The following is an 18633-nucleotide window of genomic DNA, read 5'->3' as shown; positions in this document are numbered from 1 at the left end:
CGACTCTCCCGGTGAGGCACGGTGAGGCACGGGGAGGCACGGCGAGGCGCGCTGGGGAGGTGCGGTGGGCGGCGGCGAGGAGTCGGACGGGCTGGTGGTGGTGCGCTGCCAGCTCGGGGAACGGGCGGTGTTCGGTGCACTGGTGGGCCGGTGGCACGAGCCGCTGTGGCGCTTCGTGCGCGGCATGGTGGGTCCGCCGGATCTCGCGGACGACCTCGCCCAGGAGGTGTGGGTCGCCGTGGTGCGCGGCCTGCCGGGGTTACGGGAACCGGAGCGGTTCGCCGCATGGCTGTTCACCGTCGCCCGCCGCACCGTCACCGACCATCTGCGGCGCACCTACCGGGCCCCCGAGACGCGGGTGGAGGAACCGGAGGACAGCGCCGACGCCGATTCCGGCGACGGACTCGGCGACCTGCTGACCGTGATGGAGATCCGGGCCGGCCTCTCCGGGCTGCCGCCGCTGGAGCGCGAGGTGCTGATCCTCTTCCACCTGCAGGACCTGACCCTCGCCACCTGCGCCGACGTCCTCGGAGTCCCGCCCGGCACGGTGAAGAGCCGGCTCCACCGCGCTCGCCGCCTGTTGCGGACCACCCTGGTCGAGAGGGGATACGAGGCATGACCGAGCACGGTCCGAGGGGTCCCCGTGGCGTGCCGGAGGAGTTGGAGCGCGTCCTCGCGGCGGAGATCTCGCTCCGGTCCCGGCTGCGGCACCTGGTCGTGGGACTGGCGGGCGGCTGCGGCGCGGTGCTGCTCACGGTGCTGTGGGCCACCGAGCCCGCGAGCCTTCCGGCGCGTACCCGGGTCGCCTTCGCCGGACTGATCGCCGTCGGGACGGCCTGGGCCGCGCTGTCCGGCTGGGTCCTGACCAGGCGTCGCCCGCTGTACGCCCGGGACCGGGTGCTGGGCGCCAGGCTCGCCGTGTTCGCCGCGGCGGCGACCGGGACCGCGATGACGGCCCTGACCGCGGCCCGCGGCACCGCGGCCGATGCCCTCCTCGCCGCGCTCCTCGCCGCGCTCCTCGCCGCCCTCCTCGTCACCGTCGCGGGTGCCGTCCTGGTACGGGCGCACTCCCGCCGCCGCCGGCTGCTGCGCCTGCGCGACCACTGGCACCGGGCCGCGGACCCCGGTTCCGGGGACACCCGGTCCCCGGTCGTCCCGATCACCACGGAGGTCACCATGAAGAAGAAGCCCGCTCCCGTCGGCCCGCTCGCCCTGGCGCTCCGCCGCCGTGGCGCCGGCCGGCGCACCGTCCTCCTGCTGGCGCTGCTGGTGGGCGCGGCCCTGCTGATCGGGGTCGGCCTGCTCCTCAGCTGACCCGAGGCTCGGATGGCAGGGGGCCTAGCGGTCCTCGCCGGCGGAGGCGGAGGCGGCAGGGTCGTCGGCCTGGGCAGGGTCGTCGGTCGCCCGGACGAGGTTCTGCTCCAGGCGTTCCAGGGTGTGCAGGGCCTCCGTGCGTTCGTCGGAGGAGAGTCCGGCGGCGACCAGGTCCTCCAGGCGGGTCCAGGCCTGTTCGACCTCGCGGCGCAGGGCGTGACTGGCCGCGGTGGGTTCGATCAGGGAGGCGCGCCTGTCGGTGGGGGAGGGGCGGCGGCGGACGAAGCCGGCCTGCTCCAGACGCTGCACGGTGCGGGTCATGGTGGCGGCGTCGGAGTCGAGCAGCCGCACCAGGTCGGTCTGCCGCTGGGGGCCGAGCTCCCAGAGGTGCATCATGACCAGCTCCTGGCCCGGGTGCAGGCCGATCCGCCGCAGCAGCTGCCCGGCGTACATGCGGTGCAGGCGGGCGAGCCGGAAGATCGCGTGGCTGATCGGTCCGCCGCTGGCCGCGGCCGGCACCGGGACGCTGGCCTCCGGCGTGGGCTGTGTCATCCGCTCGTCCTCGCTTTCCTGTCCGACCATCCAATCCTATGGTCACCCCCGGCTGCGCGGTCGGATGATCGGGCCGCCGGGGCTCGAAGTCGGGTCGACTCGGTGTGATCTGGATCACGGGAAGGGCCGGGAATGCCCCTCGGGGATTTACTTGTTCGGACAGGTAAATCCCGGGGGGGAGGGCTGCAGAGCCCCCGCCCCCACCCGAGTGAGGAATCCCCATGACCACCGCCTTCGACCCCATCGACCTGGCCGGCAAGCGCCTCACCAGCCGCATCGCGATGGCCCCGATGACCCGCAGCCGTGCCTCCGGTCCCACCGCCGAGCCCACCGACCTGATGGCCACCTACTACGCGCAGCGCGCCGGCGCCGGGCTGATCGTCACCGAGGGGATCCAGCCCTCGCCGGTCGGCCAGGGCTACCCGGACACCCCGGGCCTGCACACCCCCGGGCAGGTCGCGGCCTGGCGCACGGTGACCGACGCCGTGCACCGCGCGGGCGGGGTGATCTTCGCGCAGCTGATGCACACCGGCCGGATCGGACACCCCAGCCTGCTGCCCGACGGCCTGGTGCCGGTCGCCCCGTCGCCGGTGGCCGCCCGCGGGCAGGTGTACACCCACCAGGGTCCGCAGGACTTCGTGACGCCCGAGGAGCTGAGCGAGGAGGGGATCCGGCAGACGATCGCCGATTTCGCCGCCGCCGCCCGCCGTGCCGTCGAGGCCGGCTTCGACGGCGTGGAGATCCACGGCGCCAACGGCTACCTGGTCCACCAGTTCCTCGCCCCCAACACCAACCGGCGTACCGACGGCTGGGGCGGCGGTACCGAGGGCCGGATCCGGTTCGCCGTCGAGGTCGCCACCGCCGTGGCCGAGGCGATCGGCGGCCACCGGACGGGCCTGCGGATCTCGCCCGGGAACCCGTTCAACGACATCGCCGAGGACAACCCGGGCGAGGTCTACGAGGTCCTGCTGGACCGGATCGCCGGCCTCGACCTGGCCTACCTCCACCTGATGGAGGGTCCGGACCGCGACCTGACCGCACGGCTGCGCAAGGCCTGGCCGGGCACCTTCGTCCTCAACCCCTTCACCCACCCCGAGGTCACCGGCCCCGAGGCGCTGACGCTGGTCGAGGACGGCACCGCGGACATGATCGCCTACGGCGCGCTGTTCCTCGCCAACCCCGACCTGCCGGCCCGGCTCGCCGCCGGCGGCCCGTTCAACACCCCGGACCCGTCCACCTTCTACGGCGGCGACCACCGCGGCTACACCGACTACCCCGTCCTCACCGCCTGAGCGGCGGCCCGCCACGCCTACCCGCAGGGTGAAACACAGCACCCCTCTACCTACCCGGGAGTCCCCCGATGTCCACAGCGATCACCTTCTCCGAGTACGGCGCCCCCGAGGTGCTGCGACCGACCGAGGTCGACCCGCCCGAGCCGGGCCCCGGCCAGGTCCGGATCCGGGTGCGGGCCGCCTCGGTGAACCCGTTCGACATGAAGGTCCGCTCCGGTCTGATGGCCAAGGCCGTCCCGGCGCACTTCCCCGTCACCCTCGGCCTGGACGCGGCCGGCGTGGTCGACGCCGTCGGGGAGGGCGCCGGCGCGGCCGTCGGCGACGAGGTCCTCGGCTCCACCGCGGGTGGCGGCGGCTACGCCGAGTACGCCCTGCTGGACCGGCCGGTGGCCAAGCCCGAGGGCGTGTCCTGGGAGGTCGCCGCCTCCCTGGTCACGGTCGGCCGCACCGCGTTCCGGGTGCTGCGCCTGCTGGACGTGCAGCCGGGTCAGACCCTGCTGGTCCACGGTGCCGCGGGCAGCGTGGGCGTCATCGCGGTGCAGCTGGCCGTCGCCCGCGGTGCCAGCGTGGTCGGGACGGTCGGTGAGCAGGACATCGAGCTCGTCTCGTCCCTCGGTGCCACCGCGGTCCGCTACGGTGACGGCTGGGCGGAGCGGGTGCGGGCCGCGGCACCCCAGGGCGTCGACCTCGTCTTCGACACCTCCGGCGCCGGCGTGCTCGCCGACTCGGTCGCCCTCACCGGCGACCCGGCCAGGGTCGTCACCATCGCCGACATGGCGGCCGCGCAGCACGGCGTCCGCTTCAGCGGGGCCGCCGACGACATCCCGGGCGAGGCGCTGCCGGAGCTGGCGGAGCTGGCCGGGGCCGGCAAGCTCACCGTGCCGGTCTGGCGTACCTACCCGCTGGCGGAGGCCGCCCGGGCGCACGCCGACCTGGAGGCCCGCCGCAACCGGGGCAAGGCCGTCCTGATGCCCTGACCGGCAGGTCGCCGGGCCCTGTCCGGGTAGGAGACGGCGGTCACCGGCACGGGTCCCAGGGCCCGTGCCGGTGACCGCGTACGCGCCCAGGGGCAGCCCGGTCCTGGCGTCAGACCGCCTGCCAGCCCTGCGGGTCCACACCGCCGGGGACGGCCTCGGCGGGCCCGTACGGCTCGCGGGTGAGGACGAAGGAGGCGAGGTCCAGGTGGCTCACCGAGCCGTCGGCGGCGCGTACCACCCGCAGGGTCTCGCCCGCGTAGTAGTTGTCCAGCCCGGTCCAGGTGCCGTCCGCCTCGGCGCGGAACCGGGAGCTGCGGCTGCCCCCGGAGACCAGGGAGAGTTCCAGCGTCCGGTCGGCCTTCAGCCGCAGGGCGTGCGCCGAAGTCCCCCAGTACCAGAGGCCGGTGAGGGCCAGCAGCTCCTCGTCCACCGTGGGCAGCGGGCGCCACGGCTCGGGCATCCGCGGCTCGTGCTGGGCGGTCAGTGCGATCAGATCGGCGGCCAGCGCGGCGGCGTTGGCGCCCGTGGTGGCGTTGGACAGGGCCAGTGCCGCCAGGCCGTCCGCCTCGCTGATCCACAGGCCCGCCGTGAAGCCGGGCATGGAACCGGTGTGGCCGTACAGCACCCGCCCGTCGTGGCGGCGCAGTTGGAGGCCGAGCCCGTAGGACGAGGTCCAGTCGGCGGTGTCCGGGCCGACGGCCGGGCGGCGCATCTCCGCGAGGCTCGCGGCCGAGAGGACCTTGTCGTCCCCTCCGGCCAGGAAGGCGGCCCAGCGTGCCAGGTCGGCGGCGGTGGACCAGAGTTGGCCGGCCGGGCCCATCAGCCCGGTGTCGGTGAGCGGCTCGGCGAGCATCACGTCCGCCCACGGGTGGACGGCGAACCCGCCGGCGTGCGGATGTTCGGGAAGCAGGGTGGTGCGGTCCATGCCGAGCGGCTCCAGCATCTCGCGCCGCAGCACCTCGCCCCACGGCGCGCCGCGCAGCCGTTCCACCAGGGCGCCGAGCAGGGCGTAGCCGGGGTTGGAGTAGTGGTGGCGGCGTCCGGCCGGGTGCTTGAGGGCGTCCCCCGGTTCCAGCAGGTCGTCGAGGGCGGGGCGCAGGGTGCCCTCGGTCCGCTCCCACCAGGGGCCAGGGGTCTCCGAGGCGAGTCCGGCGGAGTGCGCGAGGAGCTCGGCGACGGTCGCCCCGTCCGCCGGGGTGCCGGGCAGGTGGCGCTCCAGCGGGTCGGCGAGGTCGAGCAGGCCCTCGTCGCGCAGCCGCAGCACCAGCACGGCGACGAAGGTCTTGGTGAGGGAGCCGATCCGGTACTGGACGTCCACGGTCGGCGCATGGTCGTCGATCATGCTGCGGGCGCCGCTCCAGACCAGCCGGCCGTCCCGGACCAGCGCGGCCACCAGGGAGGGCGTCCGGCCCTCGGCCTGCGCGACGGCGGTGCGGTGCAGGAGGGCGCGGCGGGTGGTGGGGAGCAGGTCGTCGGGCAGGTCGGGCTGGTCGGTCATCTGGTCCTCGGTGTCCCTCGGTCGGCCGGTCGGCGGTGGATCGCACGCCAACCTAGGGCCTGTCGGGCGTCCCCGCCACGAGGTTCTCCCGGGGCCGTTCCCACCGGGCCCGCTGCCGCTCCCACCGGGCCGTTCCCGCTGGGCCGTTTCCGCCGGGCCGTTCCCACCGGGCCGGGCCCGCGGCCGGTCGCCGCGAGCCGTCGTCCGCTGTCCGTCGGGGCCGCTGCGGTCCGGCTACGCGGACCCCATGGCCTGCTCGGCCCGCTTCGCCATCTCCTCCGGCGGGACGTCCTCGACATGGGTGGCCACGTTCCAGCGGTGGCCGAACGGGTCCTCGAACTGGCCGGTCCGGTCACCGTAGAACTCGTCCTTCACCGCCCGCAGTTCGGTGGCGCCCTTGGCGAGGGCCCGGGCGAACACCGCATCGACGTCCTCCACGTACACGTGCAGGGTGAGCGGGGTGCCGCCGATCGTCTTCGGTCCGAGGAAGCCCATGTCCGGGTACTCGTCGGCGAGCATGAGGACCGAGTTGCCCAGCTGCAGCTCGCAGTGGCCGATCCGGCCGCCGGGGCCGGGCATCCGCATCCGCTCGGTCGCACCGAGGACCTCGGTGTAGAAGTCGATCGCGGCGGCGGCCCCGTCGATGCAGAGGTACGGGGTGATGCGGGGGTAGTCCTCGGGCACGGGCTTGACGCTCACGGTCTCCCGCCTTTCCGGTGGTCGTGACGGCCGGTCAGGACCGGCCGTGGGGGCAGTCGTCCAACGCGGCCCGGCATCCCGGACGGACCGGGCCCAACCGGGGCACACCGGTCCAGCGTGTCACGCAAGCGCGCGGCGGCCCGGCAGCCGGCCCGCCGTCCGGGGCCCGTCCACCCGTCCGGGCGCGGCAGCACGGCGGCAGGACGGTAGCTGCGGCTGAGGCCCAGGCCCGGCGGGCCGTCACCGCGCCTGCTGCCGCCAGGGGGAGAGGGCGAGGTCGGTGGCCTGCCGGATGCTCGCGTGGAGGTCGGCTGGGGTGGCGGGCTCGTCCAGGGTGTCGAGCAGGGCCTGGAGGGCGCCGGTGATGGCGCCGATGAACGCCCCCGTGAGCGCGGCGGCCCCCACCGGGTCGATCCGGTCGGGGAAGGCCTCGGCCAGCTGCCCGGCGATCTGCTGCTGGGCGTCGAGCTGGAGCTGCAGGGCGCGACCGCGCACGGCGGGGACGGTACGGATCAGCCGCAGGCGCAGGGCCGCCAGCGGGCTGACCAGGTCGTCGCCGGTGTCCGGCACCGTGCCGAGCGCCCGCAGCAGCACCTCGGCCGGTCCCTCCTCCGGCGCGCGGCCGGCGATGGCCTCGGTGACGGCCCGGACGCGCGCGTCGGACTCCGGGAACAGCAGCTCCTCCTTGCTGGCGAAGTAGCTGAAGAAGGTGCGGGTGCCGATCTCGGCGGCGGCGGCGATGTCCGCGACGGTGGTCCCGTCGTACCCCTGACGTTCGAACAGCTCCACGGCTGCGTCGATCAGGGCCTGGCGGGTGCGGGCGCGCTTGCGGTCGCGGAGGGACATGGGGCACACCGTAGCGCATTCGACGCAGAGCTGCGCCCAGTGCGGGTCTGCATCGATTGCAAATCTGCACTGAGTGCATTTATGGTCGTGTCATGACTCCGCGCAGCGTTCTCATCTCCGGTGCCGGCGTGGCCGGCCCCACCCTCGCCTACTGGCTGGCCCGCCACGGATTCCGCCCCACGGTGGTGGAGAAGTCCCGGGACCTGCGCTCCAGCGGGAGCCCGGTCGACGTCCGGGGAGCGGCCCTGCCGGTCGTCGACGCCATGGGTCTCCTGCCACGGCTGCGGGCCTCGGCCACCTCGGCCACCGTGGTGCGGGTGCTGAACGCCTCCGGGCGCGAGGTCGCCCGGGTCCGGATGCCCGCGGGCCGCGGCCGCTCCGACGGCGGCGAGGTCGAGCTGCCCCGCGGCGACCTCGCCGCCGTCCTGTACGAAGCGGCCCGCGAGGACGCCGAGTTCCTCTTCGACGACGGCATCGCCTCGCTTCGCCAGGACGAGCACGGCGTGGACGTCGCCTTCGAACGGGCCGCGCCGCGCCGCTTCGACCTGGTGATCGGCGCCGACGGCCTGCACTCCACCGTGCGCCGCCTGGCCTTCGGCCCCGAGTGCGCGTTCGTCCGGCCCACCGGCCTGTTCGTCGCCACCGCGCCGCTCGGCGAGCCGGTGGAGGACCCGCAGGAGGTCGTCCTCTACAACGCGCCGGGACGGCTGGTCTCCATCCACCCCTCCCGGGACCGGGCCCTGACCGCCTTCATCTTCCGCAGACCGGACATCACCTCCTTCGACCACCGCGACACCGACCTGCACCGGCGGATCGTCACCGAGTCCCACGCCGGCCTCGGCTGGCGCGTGCCCGACCTGCTCGAACGGCTCCGCCACACCGACGACCTCTACTTCGACGCGGTCAGCCTGGTCGACCTCCCCACCTGGGCGAACGGGCGGACCGCGCTGCTCGGCGACGCCGCGTCCTGCGTCTCCCTCCTCGGTGACGGCTCCAGCCTCGCCACCGCCGGAGCCCACACCCTGGCCGAGGCCCTCGCCGCCCACCCCGCCGACCCGGCCACCGCCCTCCGCCGCTACGAGTCCGCCCACCGCACCCGGGTGACCCCCAAGCAGCGCGGCATCACCCGGGCGGCCGCCCTGCTGGTCCCCGCCACCCGCCTCGGCCTCGCCACACGCAACCTCGCCGCCCGCCTACGGCCGGGCGGGCTGTAGGCCCGGCGTCCTAAGCCCTCGGCCGGAGCCGGTACCCGCTCCTCGGGTGCGGGTGCGGGTGCGGGGGCCGGGCTGCGGCGGCGGGCTCCGCCAATTCGGCGGGTACCCGTGGCGGGTCGGTGCCGACGATCGCCGCGACCACCGGCCCGGCCGACCCCGCCACGTCCGCCAGGAAACGTCCCCGCCCGACCCCGAGCTCGCGCAACGCCCGCCCGTGGTCGGCGGCCACCACCAGACCCGCGCCGAGGAGCAGCATCCGCCAGCCCGCCAGCACCGGCCGTCGGGCCGCGCGGGGCAGCTGCGCGATCGACGCGTGCAACCGCGCGCAGTGGAACGGGATGTGCCGCTCCTCGTCCGCCAGGATGCGTCGGGCGACCTCCGAGGTCAGCGGGTCCTCGGTGCCGTCACGCAGCGCCCGGTAGTAGCGCAGGGCCACGACCTCCGCGACCATCAGGAGCAGCAGTTCGGCGTGGAGCCCCACCGCGCGGCGCATTCGCGCGAACACCGTGTCGCTCCAGTGGCCGGCCGAGGTCGTCGCCCCGCCCGCTTCGAGCAGCCGAGCGAGCAGCCGTGCGTGGTTGTGTTCCTCGTCCTCGAACAGCCGCACCGCCGCGGTGTAGTGCGGGTCGCCGGCGGCGTCCGCCTTGGCGATCAGGTTCGCGCCGTCGCCGTCCTCGCCGAGCTGGAAGCGCTGGATGCTCGCCCGCACCGCCGGGGACAGGACGGCCCCCGACTCCCAGTCGGGGTCGGCTCCGGCGGCGCGGCGGTCCCGTTCGGTCGCGAAGTCCCGTACCCACGCGGCGAATTCCGATGCAGCCATGCAGACCCCCTCCACGCCCGTCCCGCCGATCGGGGCGGTGTCGCCTCGACCGGAGAGGACGCGGCCGGGCGGTTGAGACGTTCCCCGGCGGCGGGGCGAGTGGTGCGCGGGTGCCCTGTTCCCGGAAGCGCCGCCCGTCGCGGTCCGTCCGGTGGATCATGTGACGGCGACGCGCGCTCGCGTCGCGGGTTCCGGTGGTGCGGGAAAGGGAGGAGCTCGGCGTGTTCATGGTGAGGACGCTCGGCGTAGAAGCGGCACTCGACGACGACCGTCCTGAGTTCGCCCTGCCGGGCGAGCGCCAGGTCGGCGGGCTGGCTCTCGCGCGCCCGGCCACCGCGGGCATCCGGTCCCGCGTGGTCCTGGAACTGCGCAGGAACCACGGCGGTTACCGGTCCATGGCCCTGGTGGGCGGCGAGTTCACGCCGGACGAGGGCGACCGGCTGGACTGGCGGGTCAGGCTGGGGGAGACGGACCAGCCGACGCCGCAGCCGGGGCTGCTCCCCGGTACGCACCTGCCGGGCCTGCCCGAATGGCTGGACCATGCTCCGGTCACCGGCCTGCGGACACATCTCGCCAGCGGGACCCTGCCCGCCGGCCGGCTGGTGATCGACCGGGCGGGCCACGGCCGGGATTCCTCCCCGCTGCTGCTCGTGACGGCCACCGAACTCCTGCTGCACGTCCTGCTGGCGGCGGCCTTCGGAATGCCCCAGGAACCGGTCATCACCTCATGGGTGGACACCGGCCGAATCCCGGCGGCCCTGCCCGGAGTCGGGTGAACCCCGGCCCTGCGCAGTCGTGTTACTCGAGCGGGCCGAGCTCGGGGACGATCAGTCGTCGTTGTCCGCGAGCCTCGCACGCCCTGTTGAGCGGTGGCTCCATCTCCGCCCCGATGATGGTCACGCGGCGACAGTCACGTGTGCGGAGCACGAGCGGCATCCCGTCCATCCAGTCGCCCGCCCGCCAGTGACCGCGTTCCTGGCCGAGCACCGTGGTGAGTTGGTCCCGGCTCGGATGTTCGCGGACAATAGTGCTCCGGGGCGACGTCGCGTCCGGGATCATCGCTGTGGAGGTGGACGGTGATCCCGCTGTGCGGGGAGTTCGAGCCTCGTGTGCCCGGAACCGGCTACCGGGGTTGATGCCTCGAACGGAGGACCCGGTCACGTTCGCTAGTCACCCAGGGCGAGCCGCATGCCGAAGCCGACGATCACGGTGCCCGTGAGACGGTCCAGCAGGCGCTGGGACCGCTGCTTCCTGAGCCATCCGCGCAGGACGTGGGCGAAGGCGATCAGGACCGCCGACCAGGTCAGGCCCAGGAGGATGTGGATGCCGGTGAGCAGCAGGCCCATCGGCAGGTGCGGGGTGCCCGGCGGGATGAACTGGGGGAGCAGGGCGACGTAGAACGCGCCCATCTTCGGGTTGAGCAGGTTGGTCGTGGTGCCCTGCCGCCACCCGGACACGAGCGACCCGCCCGCCGGCGACCCGCCGGCTGCGGGCACCGGCTCCTCCGCGGCGGGATCGGCCCCGGTCGGGGAGGTCCGGCTGCGCAGCGTGCTGAGGACCATGCGGGCGCCCATCCACAGGAGGTAGGCGGCGCCGGCCCAGCGCAGGATCTCGTACGCCAGGTGGGAGGCGGTCAGGACGGCGGTGACGCCGACGGAGGTGAGGGCGCCCCAGATCAGCGTGCCGGTCTGGATGCCGAGTACCACGCCCCAGGCCCGGCGGCGGTGGCCGAGCGCCGAGGTGCGGAGGATCAGTGCGGTGTCGAGTCCGGGCGTCAGCGTGAGGAGCCCGACCAGCAGGGTGAAGGACCACAGTGCGGTGCCGATTGCCATGGACCCCCACCCTAGCGCCGGGCCCCCGCGAGCCTCCGGCCGGCCCCGGAACGGACGGTCCCTCCCGGACGGTCCGTCCCGGACGGTCCGCCCCAGGGGGAGGCCCTCCCGGACGGAACGCACCGGCCGCTCAGGACGCGGCAACGGGCGCCGCGGCCTCCCAGGCGAACCCGTCCGGGTCGGTGAACGGTGCGCCGGAGCCGCCGATCGCCAGTCGGTGGGATCCGCTGCCGTCGGGGGAGACCCCGGCGTCCTTGGCGAGGGCGCGCCGGCGGTACAGGCCCAGCTTGACCGACCCGGCCCCGGCGGCGAACTCCACGTACATGCGGCCGAAGCTCTTCGCCACGGTGAGGCCCTGCTCGACGTAGAACTTCCTGGTCGCGGAAATGTCCGCCACCCCCAGCAGCAGGACGACCTCGTCGATCCGCCGGGTGGCCGGGCCGGTGTTCTTCTTCGCCGAGGTCGCGACCTTCCAGATCGTCCCGTCGGGGGCCTGGACGACGCCGCCGTAGCCCCAGAGCGACTTCGCGGCGGGCTTCAGCACGGTGGCGCCGGCCTCGACGGCGGAGCCGACGAGGCTGTCGACCTCGGCCGGCTGGGCGACGACCAGGGACAGCGTGAACCCGCGGAAGCCGGAGGTCGCCGCCTCCGAGGCCCGCAGCCGGAGCCGCGAGTCCAGGCCGAACGCGGCGGAGTAGAACTGCTCGGCGGCCGCGGTGTCGGCCACCTCAAGGGTGAGGGATGCGATGTTCGTCATGCCCCCTACGCTAGGAGCGACCCCACGACCAGCGCTTCTCCGATCCTGATCGATCGGGCCGTCACTCCCACCCCCCTGGTCAGCCGGTCAGCCGGCCTGCTGGATGCGGACCAGATTGCCCGCGGGGTCGCGGAAGGCGCAGTCGCGGACGCCGTACGGCTGGTCGGTCGGCTCCTGGACCACCTCGGCGTTCCCGGCCCGCACCTTCTCGAATACGCCGTCCAGATCGGGGGAGGCCAGCAGGATCCAGCCGTAGGTGCCCTTGGCCATCATCTCGGCGACGGTGCGGCGCTCGCTCTCGGTGATGCCGGGGTCGGCGGCCGGCGGCGCGAGGAGGATGGACGTGTCGGGGCGGCCGGCCGGCCCCACCGTGATCCAGCGCATCGCGCCCTGCCCGACGTCGCTGCGCACCTCGAAGCCGAGCGCGTCGCGGTAGAAGACGAGGGAGGCCTCCGGGTCGTCGTGCGGGAGGACGGTGGTGTGAATGGTGAGGTCCATGCGCGCATGCTAAGGCCCCGGTGCCGCAGATGTCCTGAAGGTCCGTCACGATAGCGACGCGCGGGCGGTGCTCACCTCCCCGCTGCCGCCGCCAGCGCCCGGTCGATGGCAGGTCCGAGGAAGTCCCTGGTGAGCTCGGCCCGTTGGGTGTCCCACCCTTCCGATACCGGGGCGGGGCGGCCGTAGCGGCGCCGCCGGACGTCGGCCACCAGCTCGGCGGGGGCGCCGAGTTCGGCGAGGACGTCCACGGCCTCGGCCTTGGTGATCAGCCGGCCGGTCCGCAGGGTCACGGTCGCCCGGGCCAGGGTCAGCCGGCCCAGGTCGACCCAGATGTCGCGCCGCCACCGCAGCGGATCCGCCAGGGCGGGCCGCCAGTAGTCCCGCAGGTCGCCGGCCACGAACTCGGCCAGCTCCCGGTCGGTCACCGGCGGCAGCAGACCGGCCGGCGCAGGACCGGACAGCACCCGGCCGAACGCGTGCAGTTCCCGGCGGGTCACCGGTGTCACGGGGCGCCGCATCAACTCCCGGTGTGCCCAGGTGAGATGCCGGAGGTCCGGGTCGTCCAGCTCCCCGGCGGCGAGGTAGCTGCAGTGCAGCCGCGCGGCCGACGGGACCTCCGCGTCCAGCCGGGCGTGCAGGGCGTTCAGCCACGCCTCCTCCGCCGGGGAGCAGGGCCGGTCCAGGACGGCGACCAGGTCGAGGTCGCTGGGGCCCGCCCGATAGTCGCCGCCCGCCAGCGAACCGTGCGCCCAGACCGCCACCAGCGAGGGCAGCGGCCGGAGATCCCCGATGAACCGTTCGAGCAGGAGCCGGGTCGCGCCGTCGGTCACGGAGACGGAGGATGTCATGGGAGAAGCCTGGACCGGGACCCGCCCGGCCGTCGAGGGGGCCACCGGCCGTCCGGGCCGGCCGCTCCCCGGCCGCGCCCCGGGCGCGCCCTCCCCGGCGACTGCCGTCGGGGGTGTGCCGGTCCGCGCGCAGCGGCCTGGGTCGCGCGCAACGGCCCCGAGGACGAGGAGATCACCGTGTACGCGGCAGTTCGGCGGTACGAAGGCGTGACCGACCCCGCGGAGGCGGGGCGCCGGGTGAAGGAGGGCTTCCTGCCGTTGCTGCGGCAGGTCGCCGGATTCGTCGCCTACTACTGGGTCGACGCCGGCGGGGGAGTGATGATCTCCACCAGCGTCTACGAGGACGAGGCCGGGGCATCGGCGTCGATCGCGGCGGCGGCGGACTTCGTCCGGGACAACCTCGCCGAGCTGCTCCCCAACCCGCCCCAGGTCACGGCCGGCGAGGTCGTGGCCGCCGGTTAGCGCGGCGGCCACGACGGCGGGGGAACGGCGAGCGGCGATGGCCGAGCGGGCGATCGAGCGGGTGGTCGCGGTGGACGGGATCGAGCTGTGCACCGAAGCCTTCGGCAACCCGGCGGATCCGGCCCTCCTGCTGATCATGGGTACCGGCGCGTCGATGCTCTGGTGGGAGGAGGGCTTCTGTCGGCTGCTCGCCGAGGGCGGGCGCTTCGTTCTCCGCTACGACCACCGCGACACCGGCCGGTCCACCACCTACCCGCCGGGCCGTCCCGGCTACACCGGTGCGGACCTGGTCGCCGACGCCGTCCGGGTGCTCGACGGCCACGGGATCGCGGCCGCGCACGTCCTGGGCGTCTCGGCCGGAGGGGCGCTCGCCCAGTTGCTGGCGCTCGGCCACGCGGACCGGGTGCTCTCCCTGGTCCTGGTCAGCACCTCCGCCGCGTTGCCGGACGGCCGTGAACTCCCGCCGCCGACCGAGGAGTTCCTGCGCTTCATCGCCTCCGCGCAGGTCGACTGGGCGGACACCGACGCGCTGGTGGAGTACCAAGTCGCCTATGCCCGCCTCCTCGCCGGAGGCCGCAGGCCCTTCGACGAGCCCGCCGCCCGCAGCCTGGTCCGCCAGGACGTCGCGCGCGCCCGCGACTTCACCGCCTCCCGCCACCACGACACCCTCCCGGAGGGTGAACTCCCGCACGCACCCCTGTCCTCGATCGCCGTCCCCACCCTGGTGATCCACGGCACCGCCGACCCGCTGTTCCCGCTCCCGCACGCCGAGGCCCTCGCCGGACGGATCCCCGGCGCCACCCTGCTCCCCCTGCCGGACGCGGGCCACGGCATCACCCGCGCCGACTGGCCGACGGTCGTCCCCGCCGTCCTCCGCCACACCGCCATGCGCTGACGGCCGCTGACGGCAGCTGGCGGCAGCACCGGTCGGGCCCGGCGGCCCCGTGGCCTGGCCGGCGCCCTGCCCGAGGTTCGGGGTCATCGCGCGGGCGGCGTCGCCGAGCAGGGCGACCCGGCCGACCGTGAACGAGGGCAGCGGCGTACGGAGTTCGTGGACGTCATGGTGCAGGACGGCCTCCGCCCGGGTCGCTTCGAGCAGGGCGGGGATCGGGTCGGGCCAGTCGCCGAACCGCCGGCCCAGCTCGGCCAGCGCGGGTCGGCGAAGCGACCCGGAACTGCGCGAGATCCTCGTCCCCCGCGAGAACGCCGGCCGCGAAGCCGTCCGCCGGTTCCTCGCCGCCCGCGGCGTCACCGAGGTCGAGACCCGCAGCCACACCCTGCTGACCTGCATCGACGGCCTGGTCTTCGACCACCTCCTGAACGGCGGCGAGGTCCCCGCGACGCCCTCGAAGGCCTGGTCGCGGCGGCTCTGCGCTAAGGCCAAGACCCGTGTGCGGCCTGCGTGAGAGGCTGCCGGAATGGACGGAACCTCGGACGATCAGGCGGTACGGAGCCTTCTGTCGACGATTCACGTCGGTGACGTCTGCAGCGGGGTGGCCACGGGGATCACCCGATCTCACGGCGTGGCGGTGACGCTGGACGGATTCCCCGCCGGGCCGCCGGGATCGGTCGGTCCGCTGGACCTGCCCTGGGGGCGGTCCCGGAGCGACGCCGTGGAGGTCGGTCAGCGGATCACCGCCGAGGTGATCGCCGTCGACCCGGGCGAGGGCCGTGTCCGGCTGTCCATGGCGGCCACCGCGCACCCGGAACTCTGGAGGTTCCTGAAGCGGCTCGACCGTGGCGAGATCCTCTCCGGCACGGTCACCGCGATCGAGTCGTTCGGCGTGTTCGTGGCGCTGGACGACGGCCCCGGCCATCCGGTCTTCCCCGGCGTCGGATTCATCACCCACCCCGAACTGTCCTGGCGCCGTTTCGAGTCGGCTTCGGACGTCGTCCAGGTCGGGGAGCGTGTCTCCTGCGTGTTCCTTCAGTTCGACACCTGGAACGGAGAGGCCCGGCTGTCCTTGCGGGCGACGCAGCCGGACCCGTTCCAGACCTTCGCCGACGGGCTTGCGGTGGGCCGGACACTGAGCGGCAGCGTCACCAGGCTGGTTCCCTTCGGCGCCTTCGTCCAGGTGGCCGACGGGATCGAGGGACTGATCCCACTCGGAGAGCCGGCGTGGACGCCCGTGCGGACGCCGGAGGACGTACTGGCGGTCGGCGACGAGGTCGCGGTCGTCGTCACCGAACTCGACCGGGAGTGGCGCAGGCTGACGCTCTCGCGAAGGCAGGCACCCGCATCGACCCGGTGAACGCGGCGGACCCGCGGTCGGCTTCGGTGCGCGGCGGCGATATCCACTTGCGCGCCCCCGCCGGCTGCGGGCAACGTCGCCTGGCACCCCGTTGGAGGAAGAGGACATGACCGCGCAGACCCACCCCGTCGACCACGAGCTGATCCAGGCCGCCGCCGAGGTCGCCCGTACCCGCTGCCGGGGCGACAACCACACCATGGCGGCCGCGGCCCGCGCCGCGGACGGCCGCATCGTCACCGCGGTGAACGCCTACCACTTCACGGGCGGCCCGTGCGCCGAGCTGGTCCTGATCGGGGCGGCGGCCGCCCAGGGCGCCTATGAGCTGGACACGATCGTCGCGGTGGGCGACCGTGACCGGGGCGTCGTGCCGCCGTGCGGGCGCTGCCGGCAGGTCCTCCTCGACTACTTCCCCGCCGTCAGGGTCATCGTCGGGACGGGCGACCGCGTCCGCAGCGTGGCCATCGCCGACCTGCTGCCGGAGACCTACGTCTGGGCGGACCACCAGCTCGACGCGGAGTAGAGGCCGGCACCGCCCTCCCGGAGCATGCTCAGTCGACGCAGAACTCGTTGCCCTCGATGTCCTGCATCGCGATGCACGAGTCGGTGCCGTCGTACAGCAGTTGCACGCGGACGGCGCCGAGCGCGGCCAGGCGTGCGGATTCGGCCTCCAGTACGGCGAGGCGCTCCTCGCCGACGAGTCCGGTGCCGACCCGCACGTCGAGGTGCACCCGGTTCTTGACGACCTTGCCTTCGGGAACGCGCTGGAAGTACAGGCGCGGGCCCACACCTGTGGGGTCGACGCAGGCGAACCAGGAACCCCGCTCCTCGGGCGGCTGTGCCTCGGTGTACTCCTCCCAGGTGGCGAATCCCTTCGGCGGCGGTGCGACGTACCCCAACACCTCGCACCAGAAGCGGGCGACACGCTCGGGCTCCGCGCAGTCGAAGGTGACCTGGAATTGCTTGACCGATGCCATCGGATCACCATAGCAGGGCCCTCCAGCACCCAATTCCCCGTGGGAATCCGCAGGTTGACGGGGGTCTGTCCCGGCGGGACGCCGCTGCTGCGGGCGGCCCGCCGGTCCGGGCGGAAACCGGGATGACGGCGACCGGCGACGCCGGGAGACTTCCCCCATGGCCTTGACCCAGCAACTCGCCCGCGTCAGCCCGGAGTACCTCGCGCGGTGCCGCCGGAACGCCGAGGACGCTCCCGACGGGGACCCGGGCTGGGACCCGCCCGCCGAGGACGCGCTCGACCTGAACTGGGCGATCTGGGGCCTGGAACGGTACCTCCGCCGGGTCGCGGCCGACCCCGTCCTGGTCGGGGCGGTGGAACGCAGCTGCGAGGGCACGGAGGTCCTCCGGTTCCTCGACCACGAGACGGTCTACGACGGGTTCGGCGACCCGCCCGCGCTGCTGGCCCCGGAGGCGGTGGCGGAGGTCTCGCGCCTGCTCGACGCCGTCGATGTGGACGCCATGCTCGCCCGGCTTCCCGGGGACACGGAGGAGGCGGCGCGGATGTGCGGGTTCGACGGCTTCCACGGGGACCTGACCGCGTACCTGAGGGGGCAGTTCACCGCCCTGCGCGACTTCCACCGCGGCGCGGCGGACCGCGGTCTCGCCGTGGTGACCTGGATCGACTGACCGCCGAGGAGCGGAGAGCCACTCCCGTCTTGAACGCGTTCAAAACATCTGTCAGGATCTTCCCCGGAAGGCCGCCCACCGGGAAGCGGGGGGCGGCCCCCACCTGCCCGCGACCTGGGCTGTTCACCGCTCCTGGGGAGTCACCGTGGTCCTCTTCCTGTTCGTCTTCCTCGTCCTCGGCCTCGCCCTGGCCATCGTGCCGGCCGCGGTCCTCGGCTTCGGCGTGGCCGTGCTCAGCGGTCAGGTCCCGCGGGGGTTCCGGATCCCGCTGCTGGTGCTCATGGCAGTCGGCTCGTCCCTGGTGTGGCTGACCGTCCTGGGGGATTCCAACGTCGTGCGCTCGGGCGTGATGGCGCTGTCCTTCCTCTCCACCCTCGGCTCGGGAGGCGTGACCCTCGCCGTCGCCGCCCAGTGGCGGCGCAGGCCCCGGGTCCCGGCCCACGGCTGGTACGCCTGGACCCTCCCGGCCGACCCGCGCTGACGGTCTGCCGGCCCATCTGGGCGCCGGCGGCCCGCGCGGTCGGCGTCCGACACCGAAAGGCCCGCCCCGGGCGTACCGTGCCCGGGGCGGGCCTGTCTCCGTGCGGGTCAGCCCTGCTGCTCCAGGGCGGCGACCAGTCGCGGCAGGTCGCCGCCGCCCGTGATCAGGGCCAGGTGGTCGTGGTAGTCCCGGCTGCTGACGATCAGGCCGTCGCGGACCCGGAGCACCTGGATGTTGGCCGCGTCGAAGGTCTTCCCGGTCGCCCGGTGGTGCACTCGGTAGTCCCACTCGGCGACGATCACCTCCGGGTCCTCGGTCTCCCGGACCACCACGTTCGACGCGCTCAACTCGATCGGCGAGTGTTCGGCCACCGCCGCGAACCGCTCGGCGAGCACCGACCGGCCCTCGAAGCGGCGCGGCCCGACCGGTTCGAACACGGTCTCCACCACCGTGTCCTCGGCGTAGAGCGCGGCCAGCTCCGAGAACCGCCCCTCCGTGATGCCGGCGAGCAGATGGTGGAACACTTCCTGCGGTGACCGTGTCTGGGGCATGACGAACCTCCGGAAGAACCTAGAATCGGACTGGTGACTCCGTTTTCACGATACGGACTGCCGACTCCGGTTGTCTAGCGGTGGCGCCTGCCGCCGACG

The 18633-nt window shown here is 74.1% G+C and carries 23 protein-coding genes and 2 pseudogenes; 13 read left to right on the top strand and 12 right to left on the bottom strand.

Annotated features, from left to right (window positions below):
* The first annotated feature begins 64 nt into the window (after positions 1-64).
* The gene (locus tag ABWK59_RS04980; RefSeq protein ID WP_354638135.1) at positions 65-619 is read left to right on the top strand and encodes an RNA polymerase sigma factor; all 555 of its coding nucleotides are present in this window, start codon (positions 65-67) and stop codon (positions 617-619) included.
* Positions 616-1314, top strand: a complete 699-nt coding sequence (locus ABWK59_RS04975; RefSeq protein ID WP_354638134.1) for a hypothetical protein — start codon at positions 616-618, stop codon at positions 1312-1314. The genes ABWK59_RS04980 and ABWK59_RS04975 overlap by 4 nt, the downstream gene beginning before the upstream one ends.
* A 24-nt stretch (positions 1315-1338) precedes the next feature.
* On the opposite strand, the gene ABWK59_RS04970 is transcribed toward ABWK59_RS04975, so the two are convergent.
* On the bottom strand, positions 1339-1866 hold the full coding sequence (locus ABWK59_RS04970; protein WP_354638132.1) for a MarR family winged helix-turn-helix transcriptional regulator: 528 nt from the start codon (positions 1864-1866) through the stop codon (positions 1339-1341).
* A 221-nt stretch (positions 1867-2087) separates the two neighbouring features.
* On the opposite strand from ABWK59_RS04970, the gene ABWK59_RS04965 reads away from it, so the two are divergent.
* Together ABWK59_RS04965 and ABWK59_RS04960 are read left to right on the top strand one after the other, a co-directional pair.
* Positions 2088-3158 carry an alkene reductase gene (locus tag ABWK59_RS04965; RefSeq protein WP_354638130.1) on the top strand — a complete coding sequence of 357 codons (1071 nt, stop codon included), beginning with the start codon at positions 2088-2090 and terminating at the stop codon, positions 3156-3158.
* Positions 3159-3226: 68 nt separating this feature from the next.
* Entirely contained in the window at positions 3227-4135 is a 909-nt protein-coding gene (locus ABWK59_RS04960) for an NADP-dependent oxidoreductase (RefSeq protein WP_354638129.1), read from the top strand.
* Positions 4136-4244: 109 nt separating this feature from the next.
* Here the strand turns inward: ABWK59_RS04960 and ABWK59_RS04955 are convergent, their stop codons facing one another.
* The 3 genes from ABWK59_RS04955 to ABWK59_RS04945 form a co-directional block, all read right to left on the bottom strand.
* Positions 4245-5633 carry a serine hydrolase domain-containing protein gene (locus ABWK59_RS04955; RefSeq protein ID WP_354638128.1) on the bottom strand — a complete coding sequence of 463 codons (1389 nt, stop codon included), beginning with the start codon at positions 5631-5633 and terminating at the stop codon, positions 4245-4247.
* Positions 5634-5867: 234 nt separating this feature from the next.
* The gene (locus tag ABWK59_RS04950) at positions 5868-6332 is read right to left on the bottom strand and encodes a VOC family protein (protein ID WP_354638126.1); all 465 of its coding nucleotides are present in this window, start codon (positions 6330-6332) and stop codon (positions 5868-5870) included.
* Positions 6333-6572: 240 nt separating this feature from the next.
* Positions 6573-7178 (bottom strand): TetR/AcrR family transcriptional regulator, encoded by a 606-nt coding sequence (locus ABWK59_RS04945; protein ID WP_354638124.1) that lies wholly within the window; start codon positions 7176-7178, stop codon positions 6573-6575.
* Between the two features lie 92 nt (positions 7179-7270).
* On the opposite strand from ABWK59_RS04945, the gene ABWK59_RS04940 reads away from it, so the two are divergent.
* Positions 7271-8392, top strand: coding sequence for an FAD-dependent monooxygenase (locus ABWK59_RS04940; RefSeq protein ID WP_354638122.1), 1122 nt, complete (start codon positions 7271-7273; stop codon positions 8390-8392).
* 10 nt (positions 8393-8402) lie between these two features.
* Here the strand turns inward: ABWK59_RS04940 and ABWK59_RS04935 are convergent, their stop codons facing one another.
* A complete protein-coding gene (locus ABWK59_RS04935) occupies positions 8403-9212 on the bottom strand; it encodes a ferritin-like domain-containing protein (RefSeq protein ID WP_354638121.1) in 810 nt (269 codons plus the stop codon).
* Positions 9213-9433: 221 nt separating this feature from the next.
* Between ABWK59_RS04935 and ABWK59_RS04930 the strand changes: the two genes are divergently transcribed.
* Positions 9434-9988, top strand: coding sequence for a hypothetical protein (locus ABWK59_RS04930; RefSeq protein WP_354638120.1), 555 nt, complete (start codon positions 9434-9436; stop codon positions 9986-9988).
* A gap of 390 nt (positions 9989-10378) precedes the next feature.
* Here the strand turns inward: ABWK59_RS04930 and ABWK59_RS04925 are convergent, their stop codons facing one another.
* The 4 genes from ABWK59_RS04925 to ABWK59_RS04910 all read right to left on the bottom strand — a co-directional run bounded on the left by ABWK59_RS04925 (position 10379) and on the right by ABWK59_RS04910 (position 13147).
* Positions 10379-11044 carry a LysE family translocator gene (locus ABWK59_RS04925; protein WP_354638118.1) on the bottom strand — a complete coding sequence of 222 codons (666 nt, stop codon included), beginning with the start codon at positions 11042-11044 and terminating at the stop codon, positions 10379-10381.
* Positions 11045-11174: 130 nt separating this feature from the next.
* Entirely contained in the window at positions 11175-11801 is a 627-nt protein-coding gene (locus ABWK59_RS04920; protein WP_354638116.1) for a glyoxalase, read from the bottom strand.
* An 87-nt stretch (positions 11802-11888) separates the two neighbouring features.
* Positions 11889-12299: a VOC family protein gene (locus ABWK59_RS04915; protein WP_354638114.1), complete on the bottom strand. Its 411-nt coding sequence runs from the start codon at positions 12297-12299 to the stop codon at positions 11889-11891.
* Positions 12300-12370: 71 nt separating this feature from the next.
* Complete coding sequence (locus ABWK59_RS04910) at positions 12371-13147, bottom strand: nucleotidyltransferase domain-containing protein (RefSeq protein ID WP_354638112.1); 777 nt, start codon at positions 13145-13147, stop codon at positions 12371-12373.
* 177 nt (positions 13148-13324) lie between these two features.
* Here ABWK59_RS04910 and ABWK59_RS04905 point away from each other — a divergent pair, with 177 nt between their 5' ends.
* Both ABWK59_RS04905 and ABWK59_RS04900 read left to right on the top strand, forming a co-directional pair.
* The gene (locus ABWK59_RS04905) at positions 13325-13609 is read left to right on the top strand and encodes a hypothetical protein (protein ID WP_354638110.1); all 285 of its coding nucleotides are present in this window, start codon (positions 13325-13327) and stop codon (positions 13607-13609) included.
* A gap of 37 nt (positions 13610-13646) precedes the next feature.
* Positions 13647-14504 (top strand): alpha/beta fold hydrolase, encoded by an 858-nt coding sequence (locus tag ABWK59_RS04900; RefSeq protein ID WP_354638108.1) that lies wholly within the window; start codon positions 13647-13649, stop codon positions 14502-14504.
* 50 nt (positions 14505-14554) lie between these two features.
* On the opposite strand, the pseudogene ABWK59_RS04895 reads toward ABWK59_RS04900, so the two are convergent.
* Positions 14555-14776 (bottom strand): annotated as a pseudogene (locus tag ABWK59_RS04895) (FAD-dependent oxidoreductase); the annotation flags it as partial.
* Between the two features lie 2 nt (positions 14777-14778).
* On the opposite strand from ABWK59_RS04895, the pseudogene ABWK59_RS04890 reads away from it, so the two are divergent.
* From ABWK59_RS04890 to ABWK59_RS04880, 3 genes and pseudogenes are all read left to right on the top strand, one after another.
* Positions 14779-14987 (top strand): annotated as a pseudogene (locus ABWK59_RS04890) (TetR family transcriptional regulator); the annotation flags it as partial.
* Positions 14988-15222: 235 nt separating this feature from the next.
* Positions 15223-15861, top strand: a complete 639-nt coding sequence (locus ABWK59_RS04885; RefSeq protein WP_354638107.1) for a S1 RNA-binding domain-containing protein — start codon at positions 15223-15225, stop codon at positions 15859-15861.
* A gap of 106 nt (positions 15862-15967) precedes the next feature.
* Positions 15968-16381 carry a cytidine deaminase gene (locus ABWK59_RS04880; protein ID WP_354638105.1) on the top strand — a complete coding sequence of 138 codons (414 nt, stop codon included), beginning with the start codon at positions 15968-15970 and terminating at the stop codon, positions 16379-16381.
* 28 nt (positions 16382-16409) lie between these two features.
* Here ABWK59_RS04880 and ABWK59_RS04875 read toward each other — a convergent pair whose 3' ends face one another.
* On the bottom strand, positions 16410-16835 hold the full coding sequence (locus ABWK59_RS04875; RefSeq protein ID WP_354638103.1) for a VOC family protein: 426 nt from the start codon (positions 16833-16835) through the stop codon (positions 16410-16412).
* A 157-nt stretch (positions 16836-16992) separates the two neighbouring features.
* Between ABWK59_RS04875 and ABWK59_RS04870 the strand changes: the two genes are divergently transcribed.
* Both ABWK59_RS04870 and ABWK59_RS04865 read left to right on the top strand, forming a co-directional pair.
* Positions 16993-17502 (top strand): DUF1877 family protein, encoded by a 510-nt coding sequence (locus ABWK59_RS04870; protein ID WP_354638101.1) that lies wholly within the window; start codon positions 16993-16995, stop codon positions 17500-17502.
* Positions 17503-17647: 145 nt separating this feature from the next.
* On the top strand, positions 17648-17983 hold the full coding sequence (locus tag ABWK59_RS04865) for a hypothetical protein (protein ID WP_354638099.1): 336 nt from the start codon (positions 17648-17650) through the stop codon (positions 17981-17983).
* 107 nt (positions 17984-18090) lie between these two features.
* On the opposite strand, the gene ABWK59_RS04860 is transcribed toward ABWK59_RS04865, so the two are convergent.
* Entirely contained in the window at positions 18091-18534 is a 444-nt protein-coding gene (locus ABWK59_RS04860; RefSeq protein ID WP_354638097.1) for a nuclear transport factor 2 family protein, read from the bottom strand.
* Positions 18535-18633 lie beyond the last annotated feature (99 nt).

This window comes from Kitasatospora sp. HUAS MG31 (assembly GCF_040571325.1).
GTDB lineage: Bacteria > Actinomycetota > Actinomycetes > Streptomycetales > Streptomycetaceae > Kitasatospora > Kitasatospora camelliae.
Note: the sequence above shows the minus strand (reverse complement) of the source record. Positions and strands in the feature narration are given on the sequence as shown.

Bases quoted from the DNA above. Each gene is read 5' to 3' on its own strand.
- ABWK59_RS04975 (WP_354638134.1), top strand. From the start codon at position 616: ATGACCGAGCACGGTCCGAGGGGTCCCCGTGGCGTGCCGGAGGAGTTG.
- ABWK59_RS04970 (WP_354638132.1), bottom strand. From the start codon at position 1,866: ATGACACAGCCCACGCCGGAGGCCAGCGTCCCGGTGCCGGCCGCGGCC.
- ABWK59_RS04965 (WP_354638130.1), top strand. From the start codon at position 2,088: ATGACCACCGCCTTCGACCCCATCGACCTGGCCGGCAAGCGCCTCACC.
- ABWK59_RS04960 (WP_354638129.1), top strand. From the start codon at position 3,227: ATGTCCACAGCGATCACCTTCTCCGAGTACGGCGCCCCCGAGGTGCTG.
- ABWK59_RS04955 (WP_354638128.1), bottom strand. From the start codon at position 5,633: ATGACCGACCAGCCCGACCTGCCCGACGACCTGCTCCCCACCACCCGC.
- ABWK59_RS04945 (WP_354638124.1), bottom strand. From the start codon at position 7,178: ATGTCCCTCCGCGACCGCAAGCGCGCCCGCACCCGCCAGGCCCTGATC.
- ABWK59_RS04940 (WP_354638122.1), top strand. From the start codon at position 7,271: ATGACTCCGCGCAGCGTTCTCATCTCCGGTGCCGGCGTGGCCGGCCCC.
- ABWK59_RS04935 (WP_354638121.1), bottom strand. From the start codon at position 9,212: ATGGCTGCATCGGAATTCGCCGCGTGGGTACGGGACTTCGCGACCGAA.
- ABWK59_RS04925 (WP_354638118.1), bottom strand. From the start codon at position 11,044: ATGGCAATCGGCACCGCACTGTGGTCCTTCACCCTGCTGGTCGGGCTC.
- ABWK59_RS04920 (WP_354638116.1), bottom strand. From the start codon at position 11,801: ATGACGAACATCGCATCCCTCACCCTTGAGGTGGCCGACACCGCGGCC.
- ABWK59_RS04915 (WP_354638114.1), bottom strand. From the start codon at position 12,299: ATGGACCTCACCATTCACACCACCGTCCTCCCGCACGACGACCCGGAG.
- ABWK59_RS04910 (WP_354638112.1), bottom strand. From the start codon at position 13,147: ATGACATCCTCCGTCTCCGTGACCGACGGCGCGACCCGGCTCCTGCTC.
- ABWK59_RS04900 (WP_354638108.1), top strand. From the start codon at position 13,647: ATGGCCGAGCGGGCGATCGAGCGGGTGGTCGCGGTGGACGGGATCGAG.
- ABWK59_RS04880 (WP_354638105.1), top strand. From the start codon at position 15,968: ATGACCGCGCAGACCCACCCCGTCGACCACGAGCTGATCCAGGCCGCC.
- ABWK59_RS04875 (WP_354638103.1), bottom strand. From the start codon at position 16,835: ATGGCATCGGTCAAGCAATTCCAGGTCACCTTCGACTGCGCGGAGCCC.
- ABWK59_RS04870 (WP_354638101.1), top strand. From the start codon at position 16,993: ATGGCCTTGACCCAGCAACTCGCCCGCGTCAGCCCGGAGTACCTCGCG.
- ABWK59_RS04860 (WP_354638097.1), bottom strand. From the start codon at position 18,534: ATGCCCCAGACACGGTCACCGCAGGAAGTGTTCCACCATCTGCTCGCC.